This is a genomic window from Noviherbaspirillum malthae (assembly GCF_015352985.1).
Lineage (GTDB): Bacteria > Pseudomonadota > Gammaproteobacteria > Burkholderiales > Burkholderiaceae_D > Noviherbaspirillum > Noviherbaspirillum malthae.
In genome coordinates, this window is sequence record NZ_JACYXF010000004.1 from 1 (window position 1) to 12,241 (window position 12,241).

The window sequence follows — 12,241 nt, forward strand, 5'->3', positions numbered from 1 at the left end:
TTGCCTGGCTTAACAAGTTCAAGCGTGTCATTACACGTTGGGACCGCTGCATCGAACATTACACCGCCTTTGTTCATCTCTCACTCATCATGATTCTGCTTCGCCGCCATTTATGAAATGAGTTCTAGTCTATTTGCCCTTGCTGACGTCGCCGACTTCGCCAACCGAGCTTCAAGCCGTGGGCAAGGTCGTCTCGTCCACAAATGGAAGGCTGATAGGGGATTTGATTGGAAGTGGACTGCTACTCCATAGAGGTGCAGCCATGGCTTGGACATGGCTGCCGGATCAGGACAGCGGCAAATAACAAGCACACTCGCATGGCCCGGCGTTCCGAGGTAAGGCGAGACCTTATTGTTATTGGCCTATGAATCCTTCAAATCCATAGCGCATGAAGCCAGCAGGTGGGACGCGACCGAGGCTGTGTGCAAACAGAATAAATTTCGGTTTTGCTAAGTGATCGCAGATGGCGTTATCTTTCGGCGGCGTTACAAGGCCATACGGCCTATTGCCTCATCGCTTTGACTAATCCTAATGTTCCCAGAATTCTCATCATCCGTTTCATGTTGTACGCTAGTACATGCAAACTCATCTCCGTTTTCACTTTAGGCAGGGTTTTCATTAGGAAGTGCGTCGCCCCCATCCATGCCTTAAGCGTGCCAAATGGATGCTCGACGGTACAGCGTCGTAACATCGCCAGTTCTGGTCGTTCGTCTAATCGGCGCTGCATTCGCTCAAGCACATCTTCATACTCCCACCGACTGATTCGCCGGTTTTTACCGGTAGTGCATTTCGGTTTCAATGTGCAAGTCGGACATGCGGACGACCAGTATTTATCAGTTACTTCTCCTTGCTCGACCACTCGGAAGCGTCAAGGTGCTCTTTCGCCCGCCGGACATAGATACTCATTGCTTTGTGCAAGATAGATACAATCGCGCTTGTCGAACAGTCCTAGTGCATGGTTGCTCGATGTGATGGCTTTAGGCACTAGGGGAATGAAACCTTGCTGTTCGCAGGCGAGAATTTCAACACCAGTGAAGTAACCCCGGTACGCAATGGCTGTCAGGTCTGTCTTGCCCAGAACCTCCTTCACATGGCCTGCCATGTTTGCAAGCTGATGGCGGTCATGACCAACGTTGGTCACTTCATGCGCCACAATCAAATGGTGTGTTGTATCGACGGCCGCTTGCACGTTGTAGTCCACCATGCCAGTGGCACGGCCACTTGTGGCCATCGATCGGGCATCCGGATCGGTTTCTGAGATTTGCTGGTCGGGCAAAGTCTGCAGTTGCTCAGCCACTTTATTGAAGTCCTCGATCTGGCGTTTGACGAGGCAATCTTCTGCTTGGTGTGTTCAATGCGTGATCTGGTCGTCAGCTCTGGCTGGCGGTCGGCTCGCTCCAGTTCTTCCATGTACCGGGCAATGCTCTCTTCAACTTGCTCGATACGTGCTGCAACCTTACGCTGTGTGTAGTTCTTGTCTCGGTGTTTACTGCTTTGAACTTGCTGCCATCAATGGCCACTTCCCCATCCTCGAACATGTCGAGCTTGTGACATAACAGAACGAACTGCCTGCACACGTTGCCGATAGCCTTGGCATTATCTTTGCGGAAGCCTGCAATGGTCTTGAAGTCTGGAACAAGCCGGTTGAGCAGCCACATCAGCTCAATATTGCGCTGTCCCTCCCGTTCCAAGCGCCGACTCGACTGGATACGGTTAAGGTAGCCATAGATGTACAAATTGAGCAGCACAGATGGATGATATGCCGGTCGTCCTGTATTGGCCGGCACAGTGCCATCGAACCCAAGTGCTTTAAGATTGAGCGAGTTGACAAACACATCGATGACCCGCACAGCATTGTCTTCGTCGATGTATTCATCAAGTTGAGCCGGAAAGAGAACGCTCTGGGTGCGGTCCACTCCTTCAATAAAGCGTTTCATCGAGAATTGCGGACGGCCTTGCAAAAATTCTTCCCACACACAATCGGCTTCACATCAAGGACGCAGTCCTTCGCGGAAGACCCGCCGGGCGATGGTGGCGCGATGCAGTTCGCTGGCGCCGTCGTAGATGCGGAATGGCCGCAGCTCGCGCAGGATCATCGAGACCGGCGTGTCGTCGGAGATGCCGAGCGCTCCCATGATCTGCACCGCCCGGTCGGCGACGCGGTAGACGGCTTCGGAGACGAAGATCTTCGTCATCGCCGATTCATGCTTGACCGACTCTCCGGCGTCCATGCGCGCGGCGCAGTGCAGGCTCATCAGGCGGCTCGCATGCAGGTCGATATGGGAGTCGGCCACCATGGCCTGCACCTGCTGCAATTCGGACAACCGCTTCCCGAAGGAAGAGCGCCGCACAGCATAGTCCTGGGCGATTTCCATTGCGCGCGAGGCGCGGCCGATGAAGCGCATGCAATGCGACAGGCGGGCCGGCTCCAGCCGGTCCTGTGCGTAAACGAACCCCTTGCCGACCTCGCCCAGCACCGCCTCTTCGCCGACTTCACAGTTGGTGAAGCGCAGTTCGCCATGGCCGCCGATCTGGTAGCCGTCCATGCTGCCGATGTTGCGCACGACTTCATAGCCGGGCGTATCGGCATCGACGACAAACAGGGTGGCGCCTTCGTCGGTCTGCGCAAGGACGATCGCGAATGCGGCGCCGACGGCGCCGCTGATGAACCATTTATGGCCATCAATGCGCCAGCCCTTGCCAACCCTGACTGCGGTCGTCTTCAGCATGGCGGGATCCGATCCGGCGCCCGGCGCGGGCTCGGTCATCGCAAAGCAGGAGCGCAGGCTTCCTTCGACCAGCGGCGTCAGGTATCGCCGCTGCTGCTCGGGCGTGCCGTTGCGCAGCAGGTTGATCATGTTGGGCTGGTCGGGCGGTGCGCAGTTGAGCGCGCCGGGGCCGAGAAAGCTGCGCCCCGCCTCTTCCAGGATGCCGGCCCTGTCCTGCCAGTTCAGGCCGAGGCCGCCCAGCGTTGTCGGCAATTGCGGCGCATACACTCCGGCGGCGCGTGCCTTGATGCGCAGTTCGCGAATGACTTCATCCAGCCGTTCGACATCATGGGCCAGCGCAGGGGCTTCGCGCGGTATGGCCTCGGTGTCGATGAAATGCCGCAGGCGTTCCCGAAGCGAGGCGATCTCGGTCTGGCGGCCCTGAGGTTGATTTGACATGGGTTCTTTTGCAGTTGGTTCGGGAAAGCGACGGATTGCTCAATCAAGCTTGGTGCCGGTCGATTTCACCAAAGCACCCCACCATGCGGTTTCCTTCTTGATGACGGCGCCGAACTGTTCAGGCGTATTGGCCACCGGTTCCGCGCCCATCTCGATCATCCGTTTCCTGATGTCAGGCTTCGCCATGATTTTCGCCATGCTCGCCTGCAGCTTGTTCACGATGGCGGGCGGCGTGCCGGCAGGCACCATGACGCCTTTCCACGCAGTGATGACGAAGTCCTTCATGCCGGCTTCGGCAAACGTCGGCACATCCGGCATCGCCGAGGCACGGCTTTCGCTCGGCACGGCAATCGCACGCAGCTTGCCACTCTGCACATGGGGCAGCAAAGCCGGCATGTTGTCGATCATCATGCTGATATGTCCGGCTACGAGATCCACCACCGCCGGGCCGCTTCCCTTGTAGGCCACGTGCACCATCTTCAGGCCGGCGGTCTGGTTCATCAGCTGGCCTGCGAGCTGGGCGGGACTGCCGTTGCCGGGCGAGCCGAAATTGACTTCATTCGGCCTGGACTTGGCATAGGCGATGAATTCCTGCAGCGTCTTGGCAGGAATGGAAGGATTGATCGCCATGAGGTTGTGCTCGCGCACCAGCATGGTGACCGGCGCCAGATCCTTGATCGGATCGTAGGGCATCTTGCTGTACAGGCTGGGATTGATGACCGTCGGTCCAGCGGCCGCCATCAGGATCGTATACCCGTCCGGAGCGGACTTGGCGGCGAGATCGCCGCCGATGTTGCCGCCCGCGCCAGGCTTGTTTTCGATGATGACGGTTTGCCCGAGTTCGTTCTTGAGTTCCGCGCCGAGAATGCGCGCCACGACATCGGTCGAGCCGCCGGGGGCGAACGGCACGATCATCCTGATCGGCTTGGAGGGATAGCCGGGTTCGGCCATGGCGGGTTGGGTCATCGCGACGGCAATGGCGGCGCTTGCGATAAGAGTCTTGAACATGTTGTCTCCTTGTCTATCCTTGAAAGCCCTGGCGGGCTCATGTGGGCTCATGTGGCCTTCAGTGGCCTCAAGCAGGCCCGCTTCTGATTGCCCCATTCACGCCGGCTTGCCTTCGCGATAGCCATGCGCCGCCAGCGTGCGCTTGGCAATATTGAGCTGATGAATCTGGCTGGTTCCTTCGTAGAGACGGAACAGGCGCACGTCGCGGTAGAAGCGCTCGATGCCGTAGTCGGCGATGTAGCCGTAGCCGCCGAACATCTGCACGCAGCGGTCGGCCACGCGGCCGCACATCTCGGAGGCGAAGTACTTGCACATCGATGCGGACAGCGTCACGTCTTCGCCCTTGTCGCGCTGCCGCGCCGTTTCAAGAATCAGTGCACGGGCGGCATGAATCTCCGTCTGGCAATCGGCGATCATGGCCTGGATCAATTGAAAGTCCGCCAGCGCCTGCCCGAACTGGCGCCGCTCGGTCACGAAGCGGATCGCTTCATCGAGCATCCGGATCGCCGGCCCGGTGCACAAGGCCGCGAGATGGATGCGCTGCTTGTTCAAGACCTTCATCGCGGTGCGGAAACCAACGCCTTCCTGGCCGCCGATGAGGTTTTCGGCAGGCACCCGGCAGTCGTTGAAATGAACCTCCGACACCGGAGAACCTTCCTGCCCCATCTTGCGGTAAGGCGCGCCGGTGGTCAGGCCGGGAGTCTGCCTCTCCACGATGAAGGCGGAAATCCCCGCCGCACCGGCCGCAGACGAATCGGTGCGCGCCATCACGGTGAACAGGCCGGCAATCGGCGCGTTGGTGATGAAGCACTTGGTGCCGTTGAGAATGTAGACATCGCCCTCGCGGCGTGCAGTCGATTTGAGTGCAGTCGCTTCCGATCCGGCTTCCGGTTCGGTCAGCGCAAACGAGCCGGTGAGTTCGCCGCTGGCCAGCTTCGGCAGATACTTTGTCTTCTGCTCAGGCGTGCCGTCTGCAACCAGGGCTTCGGAACCGATGCCGGTATTGGTGCCGACCCGTGCGCGAAAGGCTACCGAGCATTGCGACAGCTCCATGGCTGCGAGCACCAGTTCCTCGGTGGTCATGCCCGCGCCGCCGTATTCTTCGGGAATCGAGTAGCCGAACATGCCCTGCTCGGCCATCTCTCGCACGATACCGTCCGGTACGTCGTCATTGTCCATGACGGCTTTCTCGTGCGGCACCAGCCTTTCCCTGACAAAGCGGCGCAAGTTGCCGAGAAATAATTCGAAGCCTTCCGGGTCCCTGATCATGTCTGCTGCTCCTCGATTCGTTGGCATGGCGTTCTGCGACCGGATCGGTTGCGAGCCGCCGGAATTCAGACTAACGAGAAGGCCGGGAAACCGAAACCATTGTTTCGATATCTTGAACGCCAAACCGCATGCCCGCAGCGGATGACGGTTAAGATGGCTGTGTCTTCCTTACAGCCTCGCCGCTCATGCGCAGCTCCGCTCATCACCCCGATCCGAATTTCGCGACCACACTTGCCCATGGCCTGAGCCTGCTGCAATGCTTCCGCGTCGATTCGCCCATGCTCAGCAACAAGGAGCTGGCGGAACGCACCGGCCTGTCGAAGGCGACCGTGTCGCGCCTGACCTATACCCTGATGGCGCGCGGCCTGCTCACGTATGACGGGCATCTGCGCCGCTACCGGCTGGGACCGACGGCGCTGTCGCTGGGCTATCCGCTGCTGGCCAGTTTGCGGGTCAGGCAGATTGCCCGGCCGCTGATGAAGGCGCTGGCCGACCATGCGAGCGGCTCGGTCTCGCTGGGCATACGCGACAGGACCAACATGGTCTATATCGAAACCAGCCGAGGCCATGATGCGCTCGCATTCCGTCCGGATATCGGCGCATCGCTTCCCATCATGAACAGCGCGATGGGACGCGCCTGGCTGGCTCAGTCGAACGCAAAGGATTGCGCGCAGCTGCTGGAAGAGATGGCCCGGCTGCAGCCTGACAGGCAGGCCGTCCATGCGGACATCGTCGAACAGGCGAGACGGGATCTCGCCGAAAAGGGATACTGCATTTCGCGCGGAGAGTGGCAGCAGGATGTGCATGCGATCGCAGTGCCGATGCGCACACCGGTCGACGGCGAAATCCTCGTCTTCAACTGCGGCGTGCTGACCGGCCGCCTCAAGGGCAAGACCATCGAAGAGAGATTCGGCCGGCGCCTGATCGAGATGGTGAGGCAGGTGGAAGCTGCGATATTTCCGCCGCATCTTTGATCTTCAGGAGCGCGTGCAATACGGACGGCCGTCATCCACAGGGCGGGACGAAGCTGCTCCTGGCGCTGCTTATCCGACAGGTTTTCCCAACGCGCGCGCAAACTGCTTTCTGACGACGGAATAGCATTCGCAGGCGCTCTTCTCAAGACCGGCCCGGTCCAGAATCTTGACGGTGCCGCGGTGGTAATCGAGCAAGCCGGCCTTTTGAAACCTTCTGGCGATCAGCGACACGCTGGGACGATGCACGCCGAGCATGTCGGCCAGGTACTCCTGGGTCAGCTGGAGCTCGTCACCCTGAACCCTATCATGGCTAAGCAGAATCCATCGCGCGAATCGTTCTTCGGTGCGGTGCAGGCGATTGCATGCCACCGATTGCGATACCTGGCTCAAGTAGGCTTGAAGAAAACGATATACCAGGCGCTTTAATTCACTGTTTCCTTCGATCGCCTGCTTGAACTTCTCCGCCGGCATGCGAAGGCTGTAACCGGGGATCTGGCATACCGTCGTCTCGACGGCCGTCGTGCTGCCCGTCAGCACATCGACTGTCGACATGCCCTCATTTCCTATGGTGCCCACTTCCACCGCGGCGCCATCGAGCATGATGGCCAGCACCGAATGGCAGCCGGACAACGGAAAGTAGACATATCGGATGTCGCCGTCGCGCTCGAACAGGACGGCATGCATGGGCGTCGGAACATAGTCGAGCGCCGGCTTGAGCGCTTGATACTCCTCTTCCGGCAGGCTTGCCAATATGTGATTGCTGCACAGCGACGCAGTCGCAGGAACGCCGGTCACTATCTCTCCTTGGTTGATCCGAATAATCCGTTTAGCCGGTCGATCCGGCTGCTCCATTTGAGCCGACGCAAAGGCTCCGGTCTGTACAAATTTGTACAGACCCCTTCCGCAGGTTTGGATACATTGCGTGTCCAAAAATATTGGAACGAGATGAGCTTCGAGCGCTAGATATACCGCAAGCAGCCATCAGAAAGGTGAAAATGCGGTTGGCGGAATTTATCTTGATCAATATGGAGCCCATCCTCCAGGCATGGGAAGACTTCGCCCGCAATCTCCAGCCATCCTATCGCCTGATGGATGTCGTCGAACTGCGGGATCATGCCAAGGAAATTCTGGAAGAAATCGCTGCCGAGCTGGCCAATCCCGCGGGCGAACGCAAACTGGATCCGCAGGGCAATACGCCCGCCGAGATCCACGCGGATACCCGTGCCCTTTCCGGGTTCACGGTCGATCAGCTGCTGGCCGAATTCCGCGCGCTGCGGGCCAGCGTACTGAACCTCTGGTCCCGTCGCGAGAAAACGGCGACATGGTTTGAAGTCGAGGACATGACGCGCTTCAATGAAGCCATCGATCGGGCGCTCTCGGAATCGGTTGCGAGATATACGGAAGCCCAGCGCCAATCGCAAAACATTTTCCTGGGCATCATTGGCCACGATTTGCGTTCACCGCTCTCCTCCATCAACCTCGGAGCGACCTACCTGATGCGATCCGAGCAGGCCGACAGCAAGCTGATCCAGCTCGGATCGCGCATGTTTGCCAGCTCTCTTCGCATGCAGGAAATGCTCGACAACCTGCTCGACTTCGTGCGCAGCCGCAGCGGCTTCGGCATCCCGCTCCAGCCCGATGACGTCGACCTGGCCGTAATTTCCGAGCATATTGCCGAGGAATTTCGGGCATCGAATCCCGGAGCGGTCATTCGCTCCGAGGTGGTCGGTGATGTGAGGGGAAGATGGGACGGCGCAAGAATCGGACAGGTCTACCAGAACCTGCTCGGCAATGCGATCCAGCATGGGGCCAATACGCCCGTCTCGGTGGTCACGTCGGCATATGACGGCGAAGTGGTCCTGTCAGTACACAATGACGGGCCGCCGATTCCTCCGGCCATGCAGAAGGATATCTTCGATCCGATGCGGCGCGGCTTGAGCGATCCGGTGCATTCATCCTCTCACAAGAATCTCGGCCTTGGCCTGTACATTGTCAGGGAAATCGTCGCGGCTCATCAGGGCAGCATTGAAGTGAGCTCGGCGGAAGAGACAGGCACTACCTTCACCGTTCGCCTTCCCAAGCTTGCCTGAATCGACAAGGGCGCCTGTCGTCCTCACGCGGCCCTCTCCGGACATGAGATGGCTGTCTTCCTCTCCACGGCGCCCTCCCGGGCTCAAAATGAGTCAAATGAAATTCCAATACTGCCAGCGCCATGCGCGACCTGAAACAGGGACTGGCCCTGGATTCGGCTCAACCCGCACTGGCGATGATGCTGGCCCGGCTTCAGGTCGACAGCGGTGAAGCAGCCTTTGCATTGCAAACCTTGCAGGCAAGTCGCGGTCATGCACAAGATGATGCCTACTACCAGGCCTTTCTGGCTGCTCTGCTGCAGAGACATGCACGACATCGTGAAGCGGTCGAGCAGTATCTGCTCGCGCTCAAGCTCATTCCTCAGAACGCATTGTGGTGGATCGGGGCAGGTATCTCCCTGCAAGCCGACAACCGTGCAAAGGAAGCACGCGAAGCCTTCGGCTATGCGGCGTCGAGCGGATCCCTTTCGCCTGAACTCCGGCTATTTGCAGAGCAGAAGCTCATTGAGCTCTCGCGTTAGAGATTCCTTTGGAGATGACAGCGGTTCCTTCAGATACGACTCATGCGAGTTCCAAGAGTCCGCGTCAAAACCTTCTCACCCGTCCCGCTTGACGCGGGTTTGATGATGACTGAACAATCAAATTTAGGCAGGAACGATTGCTCGTACATACGGGATCTTCTGAAGAACCATGACGAGCGCGGTTGAAATGAAAAATACCGCTAGTGTGGTAAGAGGGATCGCCAACCATGGATTAATAAAATCGTAATCCAATCCCTTTACATCCACCAAAAATATAATCAGGGCATGAGCAAGGTATACCCCGAAGTTAAGCTTTCCCAAGTATGGCAACAAATTGTCAGCATAGCTTCTCCCGCTTATGTAGCGTCGACCAAACTCGCGTAAAGCGATGAATGCAAAGACGGCTCCTAACGCAACAAAGGGCGATTCATATGCATAAAAGACTTCATGGGCCTGCCTTATGCGTACTGAAAACCACCAAGTCCCTATGGCAATGCCTACGATACAAATAGCCCAGCCGGCAAACGCCCAATAGAGTGGTGAACGTTGAAATTTAATTTTTTCGTAAAGAATGGCGCCTGCTACGATATATCCGGCATAGAGGGGCAGAAAATGCCAATTGATACCAACATAGTGCTTGCCTGTGATTACGGCCACCGTCGGCAAGAGAGAAGCCCCAATGAACCAGCACACCATGACGAACAATTGGGTCTTCAGGGCATTAGCCTGGAAGAAGGCCGTCAACACTGGAAGAAAGAGGTAGGCTCCTATCAATGTATAGAGATACCAGAGATGGGCAACGACCGGACCTTGCAGTATCTTGGCTATCCATCCGCTCGTATGGACTCCGTTATACCTGAACCAGAGAAGGTACAGCAGTGACCATACGAACAAAGGCGTAATCACCCGGCGTACCCTGCTCAGCATATCCGGCACAGTCGTTTCGCGCCGGAGCAACAGTGCGCCGGTTACCATTAGGAATAGCGGCACAGCAACGCGAGAAATGCTCTCGTAAGCATTTACTGCCCACCAGTGCCGCGCTTCCATCGGCCCAAAACCCTTTGCCGATACATGGATACAAATCACTAACAGGATGGCAATCAGGCGAATGAAATCCAGTGAGATGTCTCGTCTTGGAATTTGATCTGTAGATAAAGTCATCGAAGTAATTGATTATGCATACTGCATAGCTACTGGAGGCTTAAAAAATTGCAACTATTTTACTATGCCTACAACAAACACCTGATAAGCCCTGCCGGTATCCAGGGTCTCCTTAACGGCCACCTTTAATATGCGAATATCTCGTCTATCATTTTTATGCACCACTGTCCCTCGGAAATCGATGCCACGCCGGCCGAGGCATCGGTGAATCTCGCAAAACATACACGGATGGTTAACCTGGGCGCGCAAGCATCATTCAGGCGAACTTGATTGCAGCGGCTCCTATAGCGCATCCAACCGTATCTGCAACGCCGTTAGTCCAGTGCGTCCCCGACAATATTAAGCGGATCAACCGAAGGAAAGGGGCTAGCGCACGTTCAGCGCCCACGGCCAAAGGCGACGCGATGGCACCGCGGGTGTTACGCGGAGCATTTAGCCGGGCGCGAGGGCAGAAAATACTGAGCCAACCGGCATTGGCCGAAAGCATCAAGGCATTTCGGTTCTGGGATCGGCGTGCAAAGGCCAACACGGACACGGAAAAAGTGGCTGGAATTACCGCTGCAGAGGACCTACTTAGGCACGCAATTTCTACGATGACGGCACGCTACGCAAGGCATCGCCGAGGTAAACTAGTGAAACCGACAAAGTAATTTTTACGGAACAAGCAGTGTTTTGCGGAACTGGGAAACTGCCGGGAACTTAGGGGGAACCGGCGCAGGGCCAGTATTTGCAGGGGGGTCGGTGGTGGGTCGTGAGTGGCTCGAACACTCGACCTACGGATTAAGAGTCCGCTGCTCTACCAACTGAGCTAACGACCCGACGACCAGCATTCTATCAGCAAAATTATCAACCTGCAAAATGAAGGCCATTTCCCATTGCTCAGAATGATTGGCCGCACATGCGCTCCATCATCGGGTTGGGTGCGTTGCCGTACCAGTTCCAGAACTGCCCTGCATTTGCATGACACGATGCCTTGCAGATTCATGAGCAATTCCATCCCTGCATGACATCCCTCCTCTGCTACGGAGACTGCGCAGTGCCATGCCACCGAAGGCATGCCGGCAAGCTCAGGTAAATCCGAGCATCACCTCGATGCTGCGCACCAGGGATACCAGCTTCGGCGCAACCTCGCGTTCGATTGCGGCATAGGATCCGCTGGCGGCAGGGATACCGCAATTGAATATGAACAGATTCGAATCCACAGGCCGTGACAGCGGCACCGCAAAGCCGTAGACATCGCTGCGCCACTCCCCGTGGTTGGCGCAATAGCGTTGCGCTTCATACGCTTTCACAGACTGCATCGCGGCCTGGTGAAATTGCCGGTAATGTTCCGGCTCCTTGACGCGGATCTGGTTGAGCACGGACTTGCGTTCGTCGAGCGGTGCCCTGGACAGCCATGCGCGTCCCATCGCCGTGGTGAGAATCGGCAGCGGCGCGCCGATATCCGGCGTCATGATCAGCTTGTCGGTGGAACGCGAGGTTTCCACATAGATCATGTGAATGCGGTCGCGAATGCCCAGCGACACCGCGCCTCCGGTCTGCTCCGACAGTTCCCGCATCAAGGGCCGCGCGAGCTGCCGGATATGCATGTTGGCCAGCAAGGGATATCCCATCGACAGCACTGCCGGTCCCAGCCGGTATTTTTCGAGCTTGGCGTCGTGGCGCAGATAGCCGAGGCTGACCAGCGTATGCGTAAGACGCGCAACGGTGGATTTGGACAGCCCGGTACGCTGCACGAATTCCCGGTTGCCGAGAACGAACTCGCCCACGCGATAGCTGAGCAGAATGTCGATACCCCTTGCGAGAGTAGCGGCGAACTGCGGGTCCTTTTCGGTGTCGGTTTCGTTAAGTTTCTCGGTCATCATCAAGGCCGCTCTTGTAATGCGCATCTGACATGGGGACAGTATATCGGGGCTCTCTAACAGCCTGGCAAATGAAGACGCGTCTTTTGACAGTTAGCCCATGCGGTGACGCTCGCTTCTCCAGGCGGGGCGCCTGAGGAAGAAGGGAGGTGAGGGAGATAAGGCCAAAGGAGCTTGCTATCGCCCTCA

8 protein-coding genes, 1 tRNA gene and 2 pseudogenes are annotated in these 12,241 nt (G+C 57.6%); 3 read left to right on the forward strand and 8 right to left on the reverse strand.

The window, feature by feature from the left end:
- Nucleotides 1-502 precede the first annotated feature (502 nt).
- The 4 genes and pseudogenes from IGW03_RS08085 to IGW03_RS08100 all read right to left on the reverse strand — a co-directional run bounded on the left by IGW03_RS08085 (nucleotide 503) and on the right by IGW03_RS08100 (nucleotide 5,444).
- Nucleotides 503-1,937, reverse strand: a pseudogene (locus IGW03_RS08085) (IS1182 family transposase).
- 54 nt (nucleotides 1,938-1,991) lie between these two features.
- Nucleotides 1,992-3,167, reverse strand: coding sequence for an acyl-CoA dehydrogenase family protein (locus IGW03_RS08090; RefSeq protein WP_194722042.1), 1,176 nt, complete (start codon nucleotides 3,165-3,167; stop codon nucleotides 1,992-1,994).
- A gap of 39 nt (nucleotides 3,168-3,206) precedes the next feature.
- Complete coding sequence (locus IGW03_RS08095) at nucleotides 3,207-4,175, reverse strand: Bug family tripartite tricarboxylate transporter substrate binding protein (RefSeq protein WP_194722043.1); 969 nt, start codon at nucleotides 4,173-4,175, stop codon at nucleotides 3,207-3,209.
- Between the two features lie 96 nt (nucleotides 4,176-4,271).
- A complete protein-coding gene (locus IGW03_RS08100; RefSeq protein ID WP_194722044.1) occupies nucleotides 4,272-5,444 on the reverse strand; it encodes an acyl-CoA dehydrogenase family protein in 1,173 nt (390 codons plus the stop codon).
- 185 nt (nucleotides 5,445-5,629) lie between these two features.
- Between IGW03_RS08100 and IGW03_RS08105 the strand changes: the two genes are divergently transcribed.
- Nucleotides 5,630-6,418, forward strand: a complete 789-nt coding sequence (locus tag IGW03_RS08105) for an IclR family transcriptional regulator (protein WP_194722045.1) — start codon at nucleotides 5,630-5,632, stop codon at nucleotides 6,416-6,418.
- A 69-nt stretch (nucleotides 6,419-6,487) separates the two neighbouring features.
- On the opposite strand, the gene IGW03_RS08110 is transcribed toward IGW03_RS08105, so the two are convergent.
- Entirely contained in the window at nucleotides 6,488-7,270 is a 783-nt protein-coding gene (locus IGW03_RS08110; RefSeq protein ID WP_194722046.1) for a Crp/Fnr family transcriptional regulator, read from the reverse strand.
- A gap of 173 nt (nucleotides 7,271-7,443) precedes the next feature.
- Here IGW03_RS08110 and IGW03_RS08115 point away from each other — a divergent pair, with 173 nt between their 5' ends.
- Complete coding sequence (locus IGW03_RS08115) at nucleotides 7,444-8,508, forward strand: ATP-binding protein (protein ID WP_500048341.1); 1,065 nt, start codon at nucleotides 7,444-7,446, stop codon at nucleotides 8,506-8,508.
- A 119-nt stretch (nucleotides 8,509-8,627) separates the two neighbouring features.
- A pseudogene (locus tag IGW03_RS08120) lies at nucleotides 8,628-9,029 on the forward strand (tetratricopeptide repeat protein); the annotation flags it as partial.
- 123 nt (nucleotides 9,030-9,152) lie between these two features.
- Here the strand turns inward: IGW03_RS08120 and IGW03_RS08125 are convergent.
- The 3 genes from IGW03_RS08125 to IGW03_RS08135 all read right to left on the reverse strand — a co-directional run bounded on the left by IGW03_RS08125 (nucleotide 9,153) and on the right by IGW03_RS08135 (nucleotide 12,055).
- Complete coding sequence (locus IGW03_RS08125; protein ID WP_194722049.1) at nucleotides 9,153-10,190, reverse strand: acyltransferase; 1,038 nt, start codon at nucleotides 10,188-10,190, stop codon at nucleotides 9,153-9,155.
- 742 nt (nucleotides 10,191-10,932) lie between these two features.
- Nucleotides 10,933-11,008 (reverse strand) — tRNA-Lys (locus tag IGW03_RS08130).
- A gap of 249 nt (nucleotides 11,009-11,257) precedes the next feature.
- A complete protein-coding gene (locus IGW03_RS08135; RefSeq protein ID WP_228535231.1) occupies nucleotides 11,258-12,055 on the reverse strand; it encodes an IclR family transcriptional regulator in 798 nt (265 codons plus the stop codon).
- Nucleotides 12,056-12,241 lie beyond the last annotated feature (186 nt).